Genomic DNA, 18,615 nt, shown 5'->3' with positions numbered 1-18,615 from the left:
TCGCTCCTGTCTGTTGTCTGTTGCGTGGATCGATGCGTGGGTTATGCCTTCGCCGTATGCATAGCGCGCACGGCGGCCACGATGTTCGGATACGCGCCGCAGCGGCATAGGTTGCCGCTCATGCGCTCACGGATCTCGTCGTCGGAAAGTTGCGCGGGACGCGTGCGTACGTCGTCGGTGGCGGCGCTCGCGGTGCCTGCGGAGAACTCGTTCAGAAGCGCCGTGGCCGAGCACAGTTGGCCTGGCGTGCAATAGCCGCACTGAAACGCGTCATGTTCGATGAACGCCTGCTGCATGGGACTCAGCACACCGTTGTTCGCGAGGCCTTCGACGGTGGTGATGCGTTCGCCTTCGTGCATGACGGCGAGCGTGAGACACGCGTTGATGCGGCGTCCGTTGGCGAGCACGGTGCATGCGCCGCATTGGCCGCGGTCGCAGCCCTTCTTGGTGCCCATGAGGCCGGCGTATTCGCGCAGCGCATCGAGCAGCGTGACGCGCGGTTCGAGTTGCAAGGTGTACTCGCGGCCGTTGATGTCGAGCCGCACAGGCTGCGGCGGGACGGCTGCGCGCTGGGGCGTGGGCGAGACCGATGGCGGCACGGCAGAGGGCGCCGCCACCTGAGGCGCCTGCGCGCGCAGATGCGGCGCCGCGCCTATCGTTGCGGCCGCCGCCGCGGACTGCAGGAAGCGGCGGCGGGCCGTATTGGCCGGGGGCGGCGCGCTGTCGGCATCGGAAGCGTGGGGCCGATGAGTCGATGCCGTCGCCTCGTCATCAGGCGTCTCGGCATGGGTGGGTGTCGTCGTGAATCGATCGCTGGACATGACGTTCTGCTCACTCCATGAAGGTGGGTGCAGAGGCAGCAATTTCAGTGCCGCGCGCAGGGTGCAGGCCCGCGCATCAACGTCGCACGTTGCACGCAACACGCGGCAAAGTAAAGCAGATGTCGCGACTTTCGTTCGATATGACAGCGGTCTGGCGCGAGGCTGTCACGCAGGTGTCGGCATGCTGTCGTGATCGACAGAAAAGGGCTTGGAGGGGCGTGAGCGACGTTACGCCGAAGGCCTGCGATTTCGCTACGGGATTTCGCTACCGCACGCTCGAACGCGATGGGTCGATGGGTAGCGTGTGCGATCGATCGACGGCTTGCGCTGTTGCGCGGCTACGCCCCTTCGTTCACCGCATCGCGTTTCGCCTGCGCGCGCCATTGCGCCGGGGTCACGCCCACGTGTCGTTTGAATACGCGCTGGAATGCGGCGTCGGACTGATACCCCACCGCTTCACCGATCTCCGCCACGGAAAGCCGTGTTTGCGCGAGCTTGCGGCCGGCCAGCGTCATGCGGATTTCGGTCAGCACGTCGGCGGGCGAACGGCCCAACGCTTCTTCGAAGTGGCGCACGAACGTCGCACGCGACATGTGGCAGCGCGCGGCGAGTGCGGGGAGGGTCCACGGTTGGGCGGGCTCGTCGAACATCGCGGCAATGGCCGGTTGCAGACGCGGCCTCTGCGCGAGTGCAAGCAGGCCGCGCGGGGCGTCGGCAGATTCGCTCGCGCAGCGCAGTGTCAACGCGAACAGCGCACCGGAGAGTTGATTCACGATCGTTCCATAACCGGGACGCTGCTCGAACGCTTCTTCGCGCATGAGTTCGACGAGACGCGCAAGACGACTGGCCGCGAAGGCGGTATCGCGTTCGTCCTGCTCGACACTCGCGGTCATGCTGCTGACGATGAGGCGTTGCGGCAGGTGATCGCGTAGCAACTGCTGCGGCACGACCGGCAACACGAACCATCCGCAGAGCAGGTCGGCACCGCCACGCGTGCTGCCGTTGGTCGCGATGGTCAACCCGTCAACCTGTTCCTCGCGCACGGCGCGTGCCCGTTTGCCGCTGCCGTCGTGCACGGTGTGCGCGCTGCCGGACGGGAACAGCACGATGTCGCCCGCCTTCATGCGCACCGCGGATTCGCCGCGTGGCGCGCCGGGTATTTCGACGATGGCCTCGCCACGCAACAGCACGTGATAGCGGATTTCCCACTCGCCGGCGCGTGGCTCGTCCAGCCGCCACGGGGAGCCGAAGTGGCAGCGCACGTCGAGTCGCCCGGCGACGGGCATCAGCGAAAGGAGTCGGTCGAGTAGTTCCATGTGAGACGTTTGAGCATGAATTTGCGCAATTGTGGCATTAAACGGCTCGCGGTGTGTGCCTACACTGACGTCCATGCCATACGACATGGCTAACCCCTCAACTCAGGAGCACATCATGACCCGTCTCACCAGCATCCGCCCCGAAGCCGCCACCGGTGCCGCCGCCGAAGTGTTTGCGAAGATCAAGAAGGCCGTCGGCAAGGTGCCGAACGCTTACGCCACGGTCGGCACGCACAGCCCCGAAGCGCTTTCGGCTGTGCTCGCGTTCGACGCCGCGGTGGCCGCCAGCACGCTCGGCAAGTCCGATATCGAAGTCATCAAGCTCGTGGTGAGCGAGCACGTGGGCTGTGATTACTGTGTCGCTGCACACACGCTGATGGGCAAGCTCGCGGGGCTTTCGGCCGAACAGATGAAGCAGGCGAGGTCGGGCGCGGCAACCGGCGACGCGAAGCGCGACGCGCTGGTCACGTACGTGCGCACGCTCGTCGGCACGCGCGGTACGGTGCCGGCTGATGCGGTGGACGCGATTCGCGCCGCCGGCTACACGGAGCGCCAGGTCATCGAGATCAATCTCGCGATCGCGTCGATCACGTTCACGAATCTGGTTAACCGCGTGAACGACACGGACATCGATTTTCCGGCCGTCGCATAACGTTGCGTGACGTTGCATAAGGTCGGTGTGTCGGCACGCGGGCGCCGATTGTATGGCTCGCCAAAACAGTGATTTCAGGCGCGACCCGTTTAACGCGGGCCGCGCAACTCCTACACTGGCATCCAACAGCTTCAGACAAACAACGGTCTGCGGCTTATCCGATAAACAACTTTTGGAGGTTCATCATGAAATCGCTTATCAAGTCCGTGGTTATCGCTCTTGCCGTCGCTGCACCGGTGGCTTCGTTTGCGCAGTCGAATGCGCCCGTAACACGCGCCCAGCTTCGCGCCGAACTGGTGCAACTGGAAAAGGCGGGCTACAACCCGGTTTCGGACCGCGTCGACTATCCGGCGCGACTGCAGGCAGCGCAAGCGCGCGTCGCGGCGCAGAACGGTGACGCGCAGGCTTATGGCGGCACGGTAGCGGGTTCGTCGCAATCGGGCCAGCGCACCGACGTGCAAGTGTCGTCGTACTCGGCGCCCATCTTCGTGCGTCATTGATGGAAGCAGCGCCGGCCGGATGAATGGGCTGGCGCGTGATTTGAGCGGTATTTGAAGGCTCTGGCTTTGAAGGCGCTAGCCCGCCACTCCCGTTAATGGGGAGTGGCGGGCTTGTTTCGTTTGGGGAGTTATTTGGCGGTCGTTTTGCAGGCGCGACGCGATTATCTCGCCAGACAAAACAGTGATTTCGGGCGCGGCCCGTTTAACTAGGGCGGCTCAACTCCTACACTGCTCTCTAACAGCTTCAGACAAACAGTGGTCTGGGGCTTGCCGGACAAACAAACTTAGGAGGTCCATCATGAAATCGCTCGTCAAGTCTGTGGTTATCGCCCTTGCTATCGCTGCGCCGGTGGCTTCGTTCGCGCAGTCGAATGCGCCTGTGACGCGTGCGCAGGTTCGCGCCGAACTGGTGCAACTGGAGAAGGCCGGCTACAACCCGTCCGGCGACCGTACCAATTACCCGTCGGAATTGCAGGCTGCGCAGGCACGTGTAGCCGCGCAAAACGGTGACGCGCAGGCCTATGGCGGCACGGTGGCGGGTTCGTCGCAATCGGGTCAGCCCGCTGAGCGGCAAGTGTCGTCGTACTCGGCGCCTATCTTCCTGCATCACTAAAAGCGCGCGCGGGGCGCGTCGATGCGCCCCGCGGCACGCATCAGTCGATGCCGTGGAAGATCGCGTCGTCCGGCCCGAGCCATGCGGGCCGTTTCCACGTGGCATCGCGCATCGAATGCTGGACGAGTTTTTCCACGCCAAGCAGCACTGCGAAGATCGCCATGCGCACCGGAATGCCGTTGTCCGTCTGCCGGAAGATGGCGAGACGCGAGTCGTGGTTGAGGTCGGTTGAGAGATCGTTGGCGCCCGGCCGGCTGTCGCGCGGCAGCGGGTGCATGATCAGCGTGTCCGGCCCGCAGACGGCATCGACGAGCGCCTGGTTGATCTGGAATTCGGGCGTGTAGCCTTCGAACGATTCGTCCGCGAAGCGTTCTTTCTGGATGCGCGTGGCGTACACCACGTCGGCGCCGCGCAGGCCTTCCGCGAGCGCGTGCGTCTGTTCCACCACATGATCGTTACGCGAGATCTGCTCGATGATGTAGCTGGGCATTTCGAGCGTGGGCGGCGAGATCAGCGTGAACTTGATGCCGCGATACAGCGCAAGCAGTTTCACGAGCGAATGCACCGTGCGGCCGTACTTGAGATCGCCTACGAGTGCGATGTGCGCACCGTCCACGATCTTGCCGAGCCGCGAGAATTCGCGCTGGATGGTGTAGAGGTCGAGCAGGGCCTGGCTCGGATGTTCGCCGGGGCCGTCGCCGCCGTTGATGACGGGAATGTTGGTGGCGCGCGCGAATTCGGCCACGGAGCCTTGTTCAGGATGACGAATCACCATCGCGTCGACGTAGCCGCTCATCACGCGGCTCGTATCGTAGATGGATTCGCCTTTCGCCATCGACGAGAACGTGAAGCCCGTCGTGTCGCATACCGATCCCCCGAGCCGGCAGAACGCCGCGCCGAAGCTCACGCGCGTGCGCGTGCTGGCCTCGAAGAACAGATTGCCCAGCACGGCGCCTTCCAGCACGCGCGAGATTTTCCGGCGCTGGGCGATGGGCTGCATGATGTCGGCGACGCGAAAGAGCGCTTCTACGGCGTCGCGCGAGAACTGGTCGACGGAAAGCAGTTGGGGCTTGCCTTCGAACAGCATCTGGCTGGCAAGCGACTGTGAATCTACGCTTTGCGTATAGCCTTCGCCGGGCTCGGCATTGACCACGATCTCGGAAACGAAGCGCTCCACGATTTCGGGCATGCCGCGCGATTCCTGCGAATCGTCGGGCAGAAGCCATGTGTCCAGCGCCCGGCGGGACACGCCGATGCGGCTTGCGAAGGAGTCGCGGGTCATGTTCAGACGCCGCATGGCGTCGCGAAGGAAGGCTTGTTGGGGGACGCTCATGGTGGCACCGTGCGGTTGGTCGGCGAAAGGAATCTATACGCGGTGCGTATATTAGTTCGTCGCCTGTGGAAGTCAAGCGGATTTGGCCCGAGCTTGCGCCTGCGCACGGCTTCGTCTTTCCGCCGCGGGCGCCACCGCCGTCCAAAACCGGTTAAACTGCCGCCCATGCATTCCGCCGCCTTTTTCCAACATCGTGTGTTCCAGTCCGCCGGTCTCGCCGCGCGGGCCGCGGTGGCGTGCATGTTCGCCGGCTCGAAAGCCAAAAAACAGCTGCTCATCTGACCGGAGCCTGCTGTTCCGTCAGATGTGCGACGGAACAGTTGGCAGCCCCCGGCCCCGCAATATCCCCCGCCGTTTCTGTAGTCCCCGGGTCTTCACCAGCCTCGCCGCGCACCGCTCTGCGGATCTTCCATACGGTCGCATTCGAGGTATGTCATGTCGATTTTTTCGGGTATCTGGATTCCTGTCGTCACGCCGTTCGCCCATGGGGCCGTGGATCACGAGGCACTTGCCGCGATGGTTCGCCGCCAGGCGCAGGCCGGGGTAGCGGGCTTTGTCGCGCTGGGCACGACGGGCGAGCCGGCCGCGCTCGATGCAGCCGAACAGGCCGCCGTGCTCGCCACGATCCTGCGTGCCGCAGGCCCACTGCCCGTGGTGGCCGGCGTGAGCGGCAATCAGGTGGCAAGCGTGCGCGAGCAGATTGCGATGCTCAACGAGAAGCCCATTGCGGGGCTGCTCATCAGCGCGCCGTACTACGTGCGGCCGTCGCAGGCCGGGCTCATCGATTATTTCTCCACACTCGCCGAGGCGAGCGCGAAGCCGATCCTGCTCTACGACATTCCACAGCGCACGGGCGTGCGTATCGATCTGCCGACGCTGCTTACGCTCGCGGAACATCCGCGCATCGTAGGCGTGAAGGATTGCTCCGGGTCGCTCGAAACGACGCTGGCGCTGATTCTGGATGGCCGGCTCCAGGTGCTGTGCGGCGAGGACCTGAATCTGTTCGGCACGCTGTGCATGGGCGGCAGCGGCGGCATTACGGCGTCTGCGCACGTGCAGCCGGAGCGCTTCGTGGCGATGTATCGCGCGCTTGCCGAGGGGCGCCTCGACGAAGGACGCGCGCTGTGGCACGAGCTCGTGCCGCTCGTGCGCGCACTCTTCGCAGAACCCAACCCGGCGCCCGTGAAGGCGGCGCTCGCCGCGCTCGGTGTCATGCGCAACGAGCTGCGCGCGCCGATGACGCCGGTCAGCCCGTCGTTGCAGCGTCAGCTGGAGACGCTGCTGGCGGCGTAGCGTCGAGCGCGAAGCTCTCGTCGAGCCAGCCGGTGAGGCCGCCGATCATGACCTTCACCGGCCGGCCGAGTCGGGCGAGACGGATGGCGCCACGCGCGGCGCCGTTGCAATGCGGGCCGGCGCAGTAGGTGACGAAGAGCGTGTCCGCGGCGTAACCCGCGAGCTTCGACGCCACGATCTTGCCGTGTGGCAGATTGACTGCGCCGGGCACATGGCCGCGTGCGTAGAGAGCAGGGCTGCGCACGTCGAGCAACACGAAGTCGGGCGTGCCGGAAGCGAGCGCATCGTGGACGTCCCAGCAATCGGTCTCGAAACCCAGCGACGATTCGAAATGCGCGAGGGCCGAGGCACTCGGGGCCGCGGGTACGGCGGTGACGGCGTTCGGTGCCGCGTCCGGCTTGGCATCGATTGCGTGGGCGCTGGTTGCGCTGCGTGAAAACTCGGGCGGCATGGTGGGGCTCCTCTTTGATCGGGATGGAGTCCACATGGTGCGATGGCGACGCCGCGCAGGTAAGTGGCGCAATCGACAATCTCCGGTAACATCGCGCCATGCCAGATCATCTCGTCGTCGCGCTGGTCTACGACCGGCTCTGCACCTTCGAATTCGGCTGCGTCACCGAGGTGTTCGCGCTCGAGCGCCCGGAACTCGGTGTGGACTGGTACCGCTTTGCGGTGTGTGCCGTGGAGCGTGGACCGATACGCGCGGCAGGCGGCATCACGCTCGCTGCGCCTCACACGTTGGCGTTGCTCGACCGTGCGCAAACCATCGTCGTGCCGGGCTGGCGCGATGCCGCCGAACTGCCGCCGCCCGCGTTGCTGAAGAAGCTATACGCCGCCTGGCGGCGCGGCGCGCGTCTGTGCTCGATCTGCTCGGGTGTGTTCGTGCTTGCGGCCGCCGGCGTGCTGGACGGCAAAACCGTCACGACGCACTGGCGCTACGCGCAGCAGTTGCAGCAGCGCTACCCGCAGCTGCGTGTGAAACCCGACGCGCTGTATGTCGATGAAGGTGAGGTGATGACGTCCGCGGGGTCGGCGGCCGGGCTCGACATGCTGCTGCATCTCGTGCGCCGCGATTACGGGCCGGCGGTAGCGAATCGCGTGGCGCAGCGCCTCGTCGTGCCGCCGCATCGCGACGGCGGGCAGGCGCAGTTCGTGCCGAGACCGATGCCGCCCGACAACGGCGGTCGTCTTGCGAAGCTGATGGACTGGATGCGCACGAACGCGGCGCAGACCCATACGCTCGCCTCGCTCGCGGAACGAGCCGCGATGAGCCCCCGCACGCTGCAGCGCCAGTTTCGCGAGGCCACGGGCCAGGCGCCTGTGGAGTGGCTGATTCGCGAGCGAGTGGCGATTGCGCGCGAACTGCTCGAAGCATCCGGCGAGATGCCGATCGCGCAGGTGGCGCAGCTCGCAGGCTTTGGTTCGGAAGAGTCGCTACGCCGTCACTTCAGGCGCATTGCGCTGACGAGTCCGGCGCAATATCGCAGAAAGTTCGGCGTTGGCGCGTCGGGTCGCCGTACGGCGGCGTGACGGGATTCAGGCAGCGACCACGTTCGCCACGTTACGCTTCGCCGTTCTGAAGAACCCGCCGCCCCGGGACATGGGACGCGACCACGCGCGCGATATCCAGCGCGCTGCTTTCGGCGGGCACGACCTGCCGTCTCGCGTCTTCGTCGTCAGGCAGTGTCCATTCGACAAGCCGGTACGAACGTCCGAACGGATGACGCTGCGGCGCCGATATCCTGCAGCTTTGCACGGGCTTGACTGCGGTATCGCGCTGCATGGTGTGAAGCAGTTGAAGCACCGCGCTCTCGTCCAGCACTGTTTTTCTGGTCATTGTGGTTTCTCCCCACGTGTCAGCGACCCTGGCACGCCCTGTGAGGCTGCAACAGCCCAAAAAAATGCCGCCGATGCTTTGGCGGCCGAACAGGGGATGGTCGTATGGTTGCAGCGAAGAATTAAACGAGCCTTAAAGCACGCGGTGAGGTTGTATCAGTTCATTTCGCGAGCGGATGCGCGGACAGCGCCGGACGGTGTGCGCAGGGTGCGTGATGGAGTCGCGCCGCATATCGGCGGAGCAGGGCATACGAGCGAGGTGCGTGCAAAAACCTGCACGTTGTCAGTGAGCGCGGCTGACCAGGGGCGTGCCCGAGCATGCGACGCCGCTGGCGCAGCGTCGACTTCAAAAGCAGGGAAAAGGAGAAGCGGCCGGCTTACTTCGCGCTGCGCGTGTGGCTATGCCGTAGCGTTTCGCGAACCTTTTTCGCGACGAACAGCGGCACATAGTCGAGGATGCGGGCGTCGGCCCGGTAGTCGTCCCATGTTTCTTCGTACATTCTTGCCACCGTTTCTTCCGGCGTATTGGTTTCAGCTGCAATGGCGTGGACGACTTCCGCTTTGTTGGGCTGAGCCATGTTGCTCTCCGGGGGCGACAGGACGAGGGAAGAAAGACGCGCAGGTCTGATTAGAGAACACCGGATGGCCCGATGCAAATTGAATCGCACTATCGGTCCGGCGCCAGGTAAAAGAAGTAGACCGGGTTCCACTACACCCGTGCCGTGTGCGCAAGATGCACGCCGTGAATCCGGTATGGCCATGCGGCATGACGGCGCAGTGCGCTACCCATCTTTTTGCCATATTCGCTTCGTACGGCCGTGGTATATATGGCGACGTTCCCACATTCTGGTGGACGGCAACTGTCCGCTATATCAGTCACTCGCTTTTGACGGAGCGTGACGATGAAAACGCTAAAAATCGCCGGGTATTGCGCGCTCGGTGTCGTGGTGGTCGCATTACTCGTGAGCCTCAGCGCTATTCTGCGCGACAGCGTCATTAACCGGCAGATCCACATGCAAGGCGCGTCCGACAGCAGTGTGGTGGCACAGAGTACCGATACGCCGGCGTCCGCCGTTATCTCGTCCCGCTAACAGCCGCTGTTTTTTCTCTTTTCGCCATGCACATCGCTATGCACGCGCGGCGCCGTTGCCGCGCGGCCGACATGGGCGCGTCATTCCCAATCTGACGATCTTTGACATTCGCCCTCGTGACGTTCCAATAGAATCGATTCGCAGGAGAAACTGGCCGTCATCGTAAGTGTTAAATCTCGCCGAAATTTTTTCGGTCGCGAAACCGATTGGCCGTTTCGATTATCGACTTTATTCCCGAACGTCAGTGCCTTGCGCTCGTGCGCCTGCTCGGCGCGGCCGGCTGAAAGAACGGCAAAAAGAAGGGCAAAACCCAATGCAAACGGATCAGACGCGATAGCGTCCGTTTGGTTTGCATGCGGCATGTGCGTCATCGTTGCGCGCCGTTTGCCGTCTTCAGTCGCGCCGCCGCGGCAGCGCCCGGATGTTTCGCCAACGCGACAGGGCCGCACCGGCTCGCATGGTTGTCGCGTTCACAGTGACGGAGTGCCGGGTGCACCGGGAACAAAGCCGCCATGTTGCAGCATTGCGGGGGGAGCATGAGGATAGCGATTCTGGCCGCGGACGTGACGCGCGCCGACTTTGCCGCTCAGGCGCTGTTGCGCGGCGGCCATACCTGCCGGGCATTTTTCGACGGCGTGTCGCTCGCGCACGCGCTCGAACAGCAAGCACTGGATCTCGTGGTAATCGACTGGGACATGTCCCGCATGCGCGGCGACATGCCGCTGGGCTGGGCGCGGCAACGCAGTCCGGCCAGAACGCCGGTGCTGTGCATTGTGCAGGCCGGGGGCGCAGCACCGCCTGGCGTAATCGGCGATGTCCCCGTGGACCGTTGCGTGATCGGGCCGCTGTCCGCAGCGGCACTGCTCGGTGAGGTCGATGCCATGCTGGCCCGGGCGCTTGCCGAGCGCTCGGTCGCGCTGGCTACACACGGCGCGCACGGATACGCGGGCATGAACGGCCATGCGAATGGCTACAGGAACGGCCAGGCCATCGACCGGAAGATCGATCACAGAATTGACCAGAGTACGGGCAAGGCTGTGTTCGGCGACTTCGAATTCGATTTCGGCACACGCGCAGTGTTCGTGAAAGGGCGAGCCGTCACGCTGACCCAGAAAGAATTCAGCCTTGCCCTGCTGCTTTTTCAGTGCATCGACGCGTCGCTGTCGCGCGAGCAGATCTTCGAAGCGGTGTGGCCGTCCTCGGCTGGCGCGCCGTCGCGCACCATGGACACGCACATTTCCGTGGTGCGTACCAAGCTCGGGCTCAGGCCGGAAAACGGCTACCGGCTCTCGCCCATCTACGGCTACGGCTATCGTCTCGAGCAGCTGGTGAATCGCGATAAGGCATGACGCTTCACGGCGGCGCACCGCTACAGGCGCGCCGCGCACGCTCGATTCACGGCACGGCGTCTTAGACCGTCCGCAGCATCCCGCCATCCACGAAGTAGGTCGCGCCTACGCTGTAACTGGCCCGCGGCGAGCAGAGGAACACGATGAAGTCCGCGAGTTCCTCCGGCGTCGCGAAGCGCCTGATCGGCGCGTGCTCGTCGGCCACGCGCTGTAGATAAGCTTCCCAGTCTCCACCGTCCTGAGCGCTCAGCTGTTTCGCCGTCTTGATCCAGTCCGGCGTCAGCACGAGCCCGGGATTGATGGTATTCACGCGGATGTTGTCGCCGACGAGTTCGTTCGCGAGGTTCTTCGAGAACATCATGAGGGCGGCCTTCGTGACGTTATAGATGGGCTCGTAGCCGAGCGGCTGCACCGCACAGATCGACGCGTTGTGCAGGATCACGCCACCGCCGCGCGCTTTCATGCCCGGCGCGAGCCCGCGTGCGAGCCTGACCGCGGCCATCACGTGCAAGTCCCAATACGCCTGCCATTTCTCGTCGGGCGCGGCCATGATGGTCTCGTTGCTGCCCGTGCCCGCGTTGTTGAAGAGGATGTCCGTGCCACCGAAGGATTCGAGCGCGCCGCGCACGAGCGCCTCCACGCCCGCGGATGTGGCGACGTCGCAGGCCACCGGCACGGCCTTGACGCCGTGTTTCGCGGCGATCTCGCGTGCAGTGGACGCAAGGCGCGCCTCCTGCCGCGCGGCGAGTACGAGGTTCACCCCTTCGGCCGCCAGGCCTTCCGCCACCGCGAGTCCGATGCCCACGCTCGCGCCCGTCAGCACCGCCACCTTGCCGCGCAGTTTCAGGTCCATTGCTGTCTCCTTGTCATGAAAAGTTCACCGGATAAGGCCGGGCCGCCGCGTCGTCATTCTTCTGCAACGTCTGACGGCGATCAATTATTTCGGGAGCACGTCATACAGACTTCCTCGTGTCTCATGCTTCGAGCCCGACTCCACCCGACTCCACGCTCCCGATCACCTTCTGACGTCGACAGGAATCCCATGAACACGCCTACTCCCGCGTCTGGATCCGCTTCCCGCTCACACCGCAAGGACCGCGCGCCGGCGCTGCCGTTCTTCTGGCCGATCGCCGCCGCGGCCGCCATGGTTCAAACCGGCATCCAACTGTCCGCGAAGAATCTGGCCTTTCTCGCCGAAGAGGAGAAGATCCACTTCGGTTTGCATCCGGCCCTCGCGACACCGAGCCGCCCGCTGCTCGATCTGCGCACCATGGTGCTGCGCGACTACTCCTCGACGCCGAACGCGAACCACAGCGCGGCGGCATCGCACGCTGCGCTGTCCGACACGGTTCTACCGACCATCGTGGACGCGCCCTACGCGGGCCACAGCGCGATGATCGCGGACTTCCAGCCCGGTCAGAGTCTCATGGAAACGCTGCGCAAGCATGGCCTCAAACGGCTTTATCTAACCGACTGGAAAACGGCAACGCTTGACATGAAGGATCTCGAGATCGACCAGTATCTCGCCGAACTGAACGTGTGCGTGGACGAGCTGGGCGGCCGCGTGAACCTGATCGGCCTGTGCCAGGGCGGCTGGATGGCGGCGATGTTCGCGGCGCGCTTTCCCCACAAGGTGGCGAGCCTCGTGCTGGCCGGCTCGCCCATCGATACCGACGCGGGCGACGGTCCCATCAAGCAGATGGCCCACACCTTGCCCCTGTCGTTCTACGAAGACCTGGTGCGCCTGGGCGACGGCCTGATGCGCGGGCGGTTCATGCTGCGGGGCTGGAAGAACATGCATCCGGACCAGCACTACATCACCGACCACGTCGACCTCTACGAGCACATCGACGACCCGGCGTATCTGAAGAAGGAAGAGGCGTTCGAAAGCTGGTACGAGAATCCCGTCGATCTGCCGGGGCGCTGGTATCTCCAGGCCATCGGCCAGATTTTCAAGGAGAACCGGTTCGCGAAGGGCGAGTTCGTGGCACTCGGCAAGCGCCTCGACCTGCGCACGGTGACGTGCCCGGTCTATCTGCTGGCGGGCGAATCCGACGACATCACCACGCGCGAGCAGGTCTTCGATGCGGACAAATACCTCGGCACGCCGCCCGCGGACATCGTGAAGAAGCTCGTGCCCGGCGGGCACATCGGGCTTTTCATGGGGTCGCGCACGCTGCGCGAAGCGTGGCCCGGCATTGCGGCCTGGGTCGCCAGTGCCTCGGCGCGATCCGCCTCAGCCTGACTGTTTCGCGGGCTGCTTCAATGTGGGAGCAGGCCACGTCAGCGTGACGGTCACGCTGCCGTGGCGAGGTATGTCGATGGTGCGGGCGCGTTCGATCCGGTCCGACGTGGCGATCAGCCGATAGTGGCCCGCAGGCAGCTTCGCGTACAGGAACGGACCGTCCGAGCGCGTGGTGAAGAGCGTCGAGCCGTCCGCGTTTTCCACGCGCACGGCAACGTCGGAGAGATACGTTCCGGCGGACGTCGCAAACGTGGCCCGCATGCTGTAGTCCGCGCGGACGGCGCGCATGGCGTCGGCCTCGTCCTGACCTACGCCGCCCGAGACGTAGGCAATGCCATTCGCGTAGTGCACGTCGAGGCCAGGCGCCTGAGCCGCCACGGCCCCAGGCTCGCCGCTGTCCACCATCAGCCCCACCTTGCCGCAGTCCATACCGTAGCTGCGCATCGTCGCCTCGCCGTTCGGACCCACGCCAGATTTGCCGCCGTGCATGCCACTGTCCGCGCCACCCCGCGCGCCACCTTGAGCGCCGCGCATGCCGCGGCGCGTCGGCGAGGGTAACGCCACGCCTTTTTCCTTCGCGCGAGCCACCAGCGTGTCGCGCATGCGACGCGCGATGGCGAGGCGCTCGTCGAGCGTCGAGGCGTTGTGCATTTCATTGCAGTAATCGAGCCGCTCCTGGGGCGAAACCAGTTCGCGCGGTTCGACGACGGGCGGCTTGCCCGGCCCCTGGGCGATGCTGGCAGACGAAACGGCAAGGAGCGCGGCAACCAGCAGCGCGGCCTTGAACAAGGGACTTCGAACAACGGACATGGACATTTCCCCGGGCAACGGATGCGAACGCGAGTGCGTTCCATCGTGCCGCCGGGTGTTGCTGCGACGTTGATTTGGGTCAAGCGTGAGGCGTCGCGAAAGGGCCGTCCTCAAGAAGGGCGGATAAGCGCGCGTCTGTGCTCCACGCGCCAAAAAGGCGTGGAGGCCGGCTCAGCCCGGCCGATTCTGATCTCCCGGAAAGTTCGCGCAGCGCGAACTGATTTATCATCGCCGACTTGCGGGTCCCGAAAAGGGAATACTTGCGGTGAATTAGGCGCTCGCAAAATTTTTTATTGCGGCACTCGCAAAAAATGGCATATCCAGTTTGCATATATGCATCCGGCTTGCCGTTTCCGGTTTGGTCGCGCAGCCCCCTGTTGCGGTAGCGGCGCCAGCGGTGCCCCATCCTGGCGCAGCCTCGTCGGGCCCACGGAGCCGGACCCCGCAGCCGGATTCCTCGTCTCCGTTGCTTCATGGCGAGGGCGGCCAGGCGAGGGAGCCGCCTCAAGTAATCTAAAGAACTGCCGATAAACGGACACTGGCTGTCAGTCCAGGCTGGATCGGCCGGCTATGCGAGTGCATCGCCAGAGTGCACCGCGCGCATGCACCCCGGGCGGCGTCCGCGTTCTGAATGGATTGTGCGCATCGCTCTTTTTCGGTTTGCGGCTTTCCAGTCGTTACTCGGCGCCTAGACAAGAGATGAACAAAGCAATGTCATTCAGTGGATTCAGGCTGTACAGCGGACGTCGAAAAACGCCGGATCACGCGGCCTGGCGCGCCGTGGCACGCAGGTCGGTCCGGGAAGCCATGCGCTCGGTCGAGGAATATTCGATTTACGAACTCGACGCCCGCGGCCGCATCGCCACCTGGAACAGCGGCGCCGAGAGCCAGATGGGGTATCGCGCGAGCGAAGTCATGGGACGCCATTTCGGCCAGCTGTTTTGCGCCGAAGAGGGGCGGGTAAGCGAGGCCGAGCGCAGCCTCTCGAGCGCCACGGCCGAAGGCCGCTTCAGCGGCGAGCTATGGCTGCGCCGCAAGGACGGCACGCAGTTCTGGGCGCGCATGGTCGTGACGCGGCTTTCGCACAGCATGCGTCGCGCGGCCGGTTATCTCGTCATCACGCACGACCTCACCGATTTGCGGCGCCGCGAGGAAACGGTGCGGTTCACGCTGGATAGCGACGAGCAGGCCGTGATCCGTACCGACGCCCATCAGTGCGTGACCTTCATGAACACCGCCGCGGAGCGCACCACGGACTGGTCTTCGGAGCGCGCCATCGGCAAGCCGCTCAAGGAAGTGCTGCGCATCGTCGACCGGCACGGGCGCCCCTGCAATTTCGACCCGCGCCAGTGGAGTTCGCGCGGCGCGGCTGCGGAGCGGCGCGAATTCAACAGCATGCTGGTGAGCCGTCACGGCAAGAGCTACGACGTCGACGTGTCCGTGTTCGCGATGCCCGACACAACGGGGCGTCACGGCGAAGCACTCGTCGTGTACTCGGACCGCACGAAGCATCGGCGCTTTCATCGCGAACTCGTACGAGCCGAGATGCACGATCGGCTCACCGGCCTGCCGAATCGCGCCGCGTTCGAGGCACGGCTCGACCAGGCGCTGCATCAGCATGTGGACCATGGTCGTGTGCACACGCTCTGCATGATCGATCTGCACGGCTTTGGCATGATCAACGAAGCCGACGGCAGCCTTGCGGGCGATACGCTGTTGCGCCAGGTGTCGCGGCTGCTCGTCCACGAACTGCGCGATACCGATCAGCTCGCGCGCCTCGGAGCCGACGAGTTCGGCGTCTTGCTCTACGACTGCCGCCTGCATCAGGCGCAAAAGATCTGCGCACGGCTGCTGCAGGAAATTCGCGCGCTGGAATTCGCCTGGGGCGATCACGTCTACGACCTGGGCGCGAGCTTCGGGCTGACCGAATTCGCGGACCGCACACGTTCGGTCAGCGACCTGATGAGTGAGGCGGGCATCGCGCGTTCGTCTGCGAAGGCTGCGGGGCGCAACCTCATCTTCACCTACACGCCCGGCGTGGGCGACGCAGCGCGCCAGCATTCGGCGCTGCGCATCGCGTCGAGCATCAAGTCGGCGGTGAAGGCGAACCGCTTCCGGCTCTATGGGCAGGAGATTCGCGCCCTGCCGGCATCGGGCGATGCGCGGCCCCACGTCGAAGTGCTGGTGCGCATGGTGGACGAGGCGGGGCAACTGGTGATGCCGGGCGCCTTCATTCCGGCCGCCGAACGCAACAACCTGATGGTCGACATCGACCAGTGGGTAATCGGCGCGGTGATTCGCGACATCGGGCCCACGGTGGCGGATCTGCCTAACGTGATGCTCTCCATCAATCTGTCGGCGAATTCGCTGAGCGACCCGTCCATGGTTTCGTTCATGCAGGATCTGCTGGATGGGTCGGCGCTGCCGCCCGAGCGGCTCTGCTTCGAAGTGACGGAGACCGCCTTCGTCACCAATCTCAAGCAGGCGATGGAGTTGATCGAGTTCCTGCGCTCGCGGGGTTGCTCGGTCATGCTGGACGACTTCGGCGCGGGCGTGAGTTCGTTCGGATACCTGAAGCAGTTCCCGGTGGACTACATCAAGATCGACGGCCACTTCGTACGCGACATCGTGAACAGCAATGTGGACCGCGCGATCGTGGAGTCGATTCACGAGATCAGCGGCAAGCTGGGGGCGCGGACCATCGCGGAGTTCGTCGAGTCGCCGGCCATTCTGGGCGTGCTCAACGAGATCGGTATCGACTACGCGCAGGGCTACGCGATTGGACGGCCCATGCCGTTCGCCGATCTGCTGCAAACGCTGCGCGGCGGCCAGGCTTGAATGGCCGGAGTGGGGCGCGTGCCGCTCACTCGTCGTCGCCGTCTTCGATGGCCTTGCGCTCGCGTCGTTCTTCGTTGCCGCGCCTTGCGCGCAGCCGCTGACGCGAGAGCTGGACGATCACCTCGCCGGTGCTGGCGCCCGCAGGAATCTCGTTACGGATCACGTCGGGCACCATAGGCAGGCCCGAGCGCTGCCGCCGCAGCGCCTTTGCAATGGCCCTCCGGCACTCGTATCCGTGGCAGTCCCATTCGTCACGGATCTTTCCGCAGTAACGGCACTTGTTCATGACGGACAGTCTAACCGCATTCGCCCGTGCCGCCGGGCGCGTGCGGGTACGGGCGTTGCTCGTCTTTGGGCATGGAGCCAGCACAACCCATATCCCCTTTCCACGCGAACCGGCGGCCCGGCTCGCTTTTCCGTTTCGCTTCGTGGGCGCAGTGGCGAGGCGCGCGCGCCATCGCGGCGCATACGCGCGTACCGCCGCCCTCCGGTCCCGGCCGCAAGCCGCCGCCCGACCCGTTGCCTGAAATCGATCCGGATCGTATGCCGCCGCCCGGCGACGATGACGACGCGGATCTTCCGCCCGACCCGGACCGTTTGCCGGAGGTCGATCCGCCGTCGCGCGAGCCGCCCGTTGGTTTGTGCCGCGCGTGAAGCGGGAATGGAGCGGAAATGAAGCGGGAATGAAGCGGAAATGAAGCGTAAAACAGACCGCGATCCGGCTCAGGTGCTGATTTGCCGTTCCGAGCCGCTCAGGTGGTCGCGGGCCGCGGCTTGCCGGCCCAGCGCGCGGACCCGCCGGCTGTTTCGGGCGTCGTGGCGTAGCTCTGCTGGGCGAGCACTTCGATCGGATCGTAGCGCCTGCGCACGAGATAGATGGGGCGGTGCTTGGTCTCGAAGTACACGCGGCCCAGATACTCGCCGATCACGCCGATGCCGATGAGCTGAATGCCGCCGAGAAACAGGATGATGCTCGCAAGCGACGCATAGCCCGGCACGGCGTTGCCCTTGAACAGCGTGCGCACGACGATGAACGCGCCGTACAGCACCGCGAATGCCGCCACCGTGGAGCCCACGTAGGTCCACACGCGCAGCGGCAGCGTGCTGAAACTCGTGAAGCCTTCCAGTGCGAAATTCCACAGCTTCCATCCCGAAAACTTGGTGCGGCCCGCCACGCGCGCATCGCGCACGTACTCGACCACCGTGGAGCGAAATCCGACCCACGCGAAGAGCCCCTTCATGAAGCGCTGCCGCTCGGGCAGGAGCTTGAGCGCTTCCAGCACTTCGCGCGTGAAGAGCCGGAAGTCGCCCACGTTTTCCGGTATGTGCTGCGGCGCGAGTGCGTTGTGCACGCGATAGAACATCGCCGCCGTCTTGCGCTTCGCGAAGGTGTCCGTATTGCGATCCACGCGTTGCGCGAGCACCACGTCATAGCCTTGCCGCCATTTTTCGACGAGCCGTGGAATCACTTCGGGCGGGTCTTGCAGATCGGCATCGAAGGGAACGATGACGTCGCCGTTCGACTCGTCGAGGCCTGCCGTCAGTGCGGACTCCTTGCCGAAATTGCGCGACAGCTCGACCAGCTTGACCTTGCCGTAGCGGCGCCGCACGGTCTGCAGTTTGGCGAGCGTGGCGTCGCGGCTGCCGTCGTCCACGCAGACAATCTCGTAGTCGAGTCCTTCGAGCGAGGCGAGCACGGGCACGACGCGCGCGAACAGATGGTCGACGGTATCTTCTTCGTTGTAAAAGGGCACCACCAACGAGAGGAGCATGGTTCTACCTGGAAGTTCGGGCTGCAGGTTCGGATGATCGGCGCGCATGGCGGGCGCCGCGAATTGCGTATAACCGTGCGCCTCGTGCGCCGGGCCTTCGGTGCGAAAGCACACATACGCCCGGGTGGCGCGCCTTTACGGTGACC

The 18,615-nt window shown here is 64.7% G+C and carries 20 protein-coding genes; 9 read left to right on the top strand and 11 right to left on the bottom strand.

Going from position 1 to position 18,615, the window contains the following annotated elements; genetic code table 11:
• Positions 1-41: 41 nt before the first annotated feature.
• Together PKKP23_RS07590 and PKKP23_RS07585 are read right to left on the bottom strand one after the other, a co-directional pair.
• A complete protein-coding gene (locus PKKP23_RS07590; protein ID WP_126876433.1) occupies positions 42-821 on the bottom strand; it encodes a (2Fe-2S)-binding protein in 780 nt (259 codons plus the stop codon).
• Between the two features lie 338 nt (positions 822-1,159).
• Complete coding sequence (locus tag PKKP23_RS07585) at positions 1,160-2,137, bottom strand: cupin domain-containing protein (protein WP_126876432.1); 978 nt, start codon at positions 2,135-2,137, stop codon at positions 1,160-1,162.
• Positions 2,138-2,252: 115 nt separating this feature from the next.
• On the opposite strand from PKKP23_RS07585, the gene PKKP23_RS07580 reads away from it, so the two are divergent.
• From PKKP23_RS07580 to PKKP23_RS07570, 3 genes are all read left to right on the top strand, one after another.
• The gene (locus PKKP23_RS07580) at positions 2,253-2,789 is read left to right on the top strand and encodes a carboxymuconolactone decarboxylase family protein (RefSeq protein ID WP_017777482.1); all 537 of its coding nucleotides are present in this window, start codon (positions 2,253-2,255) and stop codon (positions 2,787-2,789) included.
• A 185-nt stretch (positions 2,790-2,974) separates the two neighbouring features.
• The gene (locus PKKP23_RS07575; RefSeq protein ID WP_017777483.1) at positions 2,975-3,289 is read left to right on the top strand and encodes a DUF4148 domain-containing protein; all 315 of its coding nucleotides are present in this window, start codon (positions 2,975-2,977) and stop codon (positions 3,287-3,289) included.
• Positions 3,290-3,587: 298 nt separating this feature from the next.
• The gene (locus PKKP23_RS07570; RefSeq protein ID WP_126876431.1) at positions 3,588-3,902 is read left to right on the top strand and encodes a DUF4148 domain-containing protein; all 315 of its coding nucleotides are present in this window, start codon (positions 3,588-3,590) and stop codon (positions 3,900-3,902) included.
• Between the two features lie 40 nt (positions 3,903-3,942).
• Here the strand turns inward: PKKP23_RS07570 and PKKP23_RS07565 are convergent, their stop codons facing one another.
• On the bottom strand, positions 3,943-5,235 hold the full coding sequence (locus tag PKKP23_RS07565; protein WP_026121984.1) for an aspartate carbamoyltransferase: 1,293 nt from the start codon (positions 5,233-5,235) through the stop codon (positions 3,943-3,945).
• A 435-nt stretch (positions 5,236-5,670) separates the two neighbouring features.
• Here PKKP23_RS07565 and dapA point away from each other — a divergent pair, with 435 nt between their 5' ends.
• Positions 5,671-6,528, top strand: a complete 858-nt coding sequence (gene dapA / locus PKKP23_RS07560) for a 4-hydroxy-tetrahydrodipicolinate synthase (protein WP_126876430.1) — start codon at positions 5,671-5,673, stop codon at positions 6,526-6,528.
• On the opposite strand, the gene PKKP23_RS07555 is transcribed toward dapA, so the two are convergent.
• Positions 6,482-6,979, bottom strand: a complete 498-nt coding sequence (locus tag PKKP23_RS07555; RefSeq protein ID WP_240658817.1) for a rhodanese-like domain-containing protein — start codon at positions 6,977-6,979, stop codon at positions 6,482-6,484. The genes dapA and PKKP23_RS07555 overlap by 47 nt on opposite strands.
• A gap of 98 nt (positions 6,980-7,077) precedes the next feature.
• On the opposite strand from PKKP23_RS07555, the gene ftrA reads away from it, so the two are divergent.
• Positions 7,078-8,058 (top strand): transcriptional regulator FtrA, encoded by a 981-nt coding sequence (gene ftrA, locus PKKP23_RS07550; RefSeq protein ID WP_126876429.1) that lies wholly within the window; start codon positions 7,078-7,080, stop codon positions 8,056-8,058.
• Between the two features lie 31 nt (positions 8,059-8,089).
• Here the strand turns inward: ftrA and PKKP23_RS07545 are convergent, their stop codons facing one another.
• Both PKKP23_RS07545 and PKKP23_RS07540 read right to left on the bottom strand, forming a co-directional pair.
• Positions 8,090-8,365, bottom strand: coding sequence for a DUF2866 domain-containing protein (locus PKKP23_RS07545; protein WP_411828962.1), 276 nt, complete (start codon positions 8,363-8,365; stop codon positions 8,090-8,092).
• 376 nt (positions 8,366-8,741) lie between these two features.
• Positions 8,742-8,942: a DUF3562 domain-containing protein gene (locus tag PKKP23_RS07540; RefSeq protein ID WP_126876428.1), complete on the bottom strand. Its 201-nt coding sequence runs from the start codon at positions 8,940-8,942 to the stop codon at positions 8,742-8,744.
• 324 nt (positions 8,943-9,266) lie between these two features.
• Between PKKP23_RS07540 and PKKP23_RS07535 the strand changes: the two genes are divergently transcribed.
• Positions 9,267-9,455, top strand: coding sequence for a hypothetical protein (locus PKKP23_RS07535; RefSeq protein WP_126876427.1), 189 nt, complete (start codon positions 9,267-9,269; stop codon positions 9,453-9,455).
• An 80-nt stretch (positions 9,456-9,535) separates the two neighbouring features.
• On the opposite strand, the gene PKKP23_RS07530 is transcribed toward PKKP23_RS07535, so the two are convergent.
• Complete coding sequence (locus tag PKKP23_RS07530; protein WP_126876426.1) at positions 9,536-9,826, bottom strand: hypothetical protein; 291 nt, start codon at positions 9,824-9,826, stop codon at positions 9,536-9,538.
• 165 nt (positions 9,827-9,991) lie between these two features.
• On the opposite strand from PKKP23_RS07530, the gene PKKP23_RS07525 reads away from it, so the two are divergent.
• Positions 9,992-10,804, top strand: coding sequence for a response regulator transcription factor (locus PKKP23_RS07525; protein ID WP_240658815.1), 813 nt, complete (start codon positions 9,992-9,994; stop codon positions 10,802-10,804).
• Positions 10,805-10,865: 61 nt separating this feature from the next.
• Here PKKP23_RS07525 and PKKP23_RS07520 read toward each other — a convergent pair whose 3' ends face one another.
• The gene (locus PKKP23_RS07520) at positions 10,866-11,657 is read right to left on the bottom strand and encodes an SDR family NAD(P)-dependent oxidoreductase (RefSeq protein WP_126876425.1); all 792 of its coding nucleotides are present in this window, start codon (positions 11,655-11,657) and stop codon (positions 10,866-10,868) included.
• Between the two features lie 189 nt (positions 11,658-11,846).
• On the opposite strand from PKKP23_RS07520, the gene PKKP23_RS07515 reads away from it, so the two are divergent.
• Positions 11,847-13,049 carry an alpha/beta fold hydrolase gene (locus PKKP23_RS07515; RefSeq protein ID WP_126876424.1) on the top strand — a complete coding sequence of 401 codons (1,203 nt, stop codon included), beginning with the start codon at positions 11,847-11,849 and terminating at the stop codon, positions 13,047-13,049.
• Here the strand turns inward: PKKP23_RS07515 and PKKP23_RS07510 are convergent.
• Positions 13,041-13,859 carry a carboxypeptidase-like regulatory domain-containing protein gene (locus PKKP23_RS07510; protein WP_126876423.1) on the bottom strand — a complete coding sequence of 273 codons (819 nt, stop codon included), beginning with the start codon at positions 13,857-13,859 and terminating at the stop codon, positions 13,041-13,043. The genes PKKP23_RS07515 and PKKP23_RS07510 overlap by 9 nt on opposite strands.
• An 807-nt stretch (positions 13,860-14,666) precedes the next feature.
• On the opposite strand from PKKP23_RS07510, the gene PKKP23_RS07505 reads away from it, so the two are divergent.
• Complete coding sequence (locus PKKP23_RS07505) at positions 14,667-16,697, top strand: EAL domain-containing protein (protein ID WP_017777496.1); 2,031 nt, start codon at positions 14,667-14,669, stop codon at positions 16,695-16,697.
• Positions 16,698-16,722: 25 nt separating this feature from the next.
• On the opposite strand, the gene PKKP23_RS07500 is transcribed toward PKKP23_RS07505, so the two are convergent.
• Together PKKP23_RS07500 and PKKP23_RS07495 are read right to left on the bottom strand one after the other, a co-directional pair.
• Entirely contained in the window at positions 16,723-16,983 is a 261-nt protein-coding gene (locus PKKP23_RS07500) for a hypothetical protein (protein ID WP_026121988.1), read from the bottom strand.
• Positions 16,984-17,449: 466 nt separating this feature from the next.
• Complete coding sequence (locus PKKP23_RS07495; RefSeq protein ID WP_126876422.1) at positions 17,450-18,469, bottom strand: glycosyltransferase family 2 protein; 1,020 nt, start codon at positions 18,467-18,469, stop codon at positions 17,450-17,452.
• Positions 18,470-18,615: the final 146 nt, after the last annotated feature.

This window comes from Paraburkholderia kururiensis JCM 10599 = LMG 19447 (assembly GCF_003986935.1).
Lineage (GTDB): Bacteria > Pseudomonadota > Gammaproteobacteria > Burkholderiales > Burkholderiaceae > Paraburkholderia > Paraburkholderia kururiensis.
Note: the sequence above shows the minus strand (reverse complement) of the source record. Positions and strands in the feature narration are given on the sequence as shown.

Coding starts and splice junctions, on each gene's coding strand:
- PKKP23_RS07590 (WP_126876433.1), bottom strand. CDS start 821: ATGTCCAGCGATCGATTCACGACGACACCCACCCATGCCGAGACGCCT.
- PKKP23_RS07585 (WP_126876432.1), bottom strand. CDS start 2,137: ATGGAACTACTCGACCGACTCCTTTCGCTGATGCCCGTCGCCGGGCGA.
- PKKP23_RS07580 (WP_017777482.1), top strand. CDS start 2,253: ATGACCCGTCTCACCAGCATCCGCCCCGAAGCCGCCACCGGTGCCGCC.
- PKKP23_RS07575 (WP_017777483.1), top strand. CDS start 2,975: ATGAAATCGCTTATCAAGTCCGTGGTTATCGCTCTTGCCGTCGCTGCA.
- PKKP23_RS07570 (WP_126876431.1), top strand. CDS start 3,588: ATGAAATCGCTCGTCAAGTCTGTGGTTATCGCCCTTGCTATCGCTGCG.
- PKKP23_RS07565 (WP_026121984.1), bottom strand. CDS start 5,235: ATGAGCGTCCCCCAACAAGCCTTCCTTCGCGACGCCATGCGGCGTCTG.
- dapA (WP_126876430.1), top strand. CDS start 5,671: ATGTCGATTTTTTCGGGTATCTGGATTCCTGTCGTCACGCCGTTCGCC.
- PKKP23_RS07555 (WP_240658817.1), bottom strand. CDS start 6,979: ATGCCGCCCGAGTTTTCACGCAGCGCAACCAGCGCCCACGCAATCGAT.
- ftrA (WP_126876429.1), top strand. CDS start 7,078: ATGCCAGATCATCTCGTCGTCGCGCTGGTCTACGACCGGCTCTGCACC.
- PKKP23_RS07545 (WP_411828962.1), bottom strand. CDS start 8,365: ATGACCAGAAAAACAGTGCTGGACGAGAGCGCGGTGCTTCAACTGCTT.
- PKKP23_RS07540 (WP_126876428.1), bottom strand. CDS start 8,942: ATGGCTCAGCCCAACAAAGCGGAAGTCGTCCACGCCATTGCAGCTGAA.
- PKKP23_RS07535 (WP_126876427.1), top strand. CDS start 9,267: ATGAAAACGCTAAAAATCGCCGGGTATTGCGCGCTCGGTGTCGTGGTG.
- PKKP23_RS07530 (WP_126876426.1), bottom strand. CDS start 9,826: ATGACGCACATGCCGCATGCAAACCAAACGGACGCTATCGCGTCTGAT.
- PKKP23_RS07525 (WP_240658815.1), top strand. CDS start 9,992: ATGAGGATAGCGATTCTGGCCGCGGACGTGACGCGCGCCGACTTTGCC.
- PKKP23_RS07520 (WP_126876425.1), bottom strand. CDS start 11,657: ATGGACCTGAAACTGCGCGGCAAGGTGGCGGTGCTGACGGGCGCGAGC.
- PKKP23_RS07515 (WP_126876424.1), top strand. CDS start 11,847: ATGAACACGCCTACTCCCGCGTCTGGATCCGCTTCCCGCTCACACCGC.
- PKKP23_RS07510 (WP_126876423.1), bottom strand. CDS start 13,859: ATGTCCGTTGTTCGAAGTCCCTTGTTCAAGGCCGCGCTGCTGGTTGCC.
- PKKP23_RS07505 (WP_017777496.1), top strand. CDS start 14,667: ATGCGCTCGGTCGAGGAATATTCGATTTACGAACTCGACGCCCGCGGC.
- PKKP23_RS07500 (WP_026121988.1), bottom strand. CDS start 16,983: ATGAACAAGTGCCGTTACTGCGGAAAGATCCGTGACGAATGGGACTGC.
- PKKP23_RS07495 (WP_126876422.1), bottom strand. CDS start 18,469: ATGCTCCTCTCGTTGGTGGTGCCCTTTTACAACGAAGAAGATACCGTC.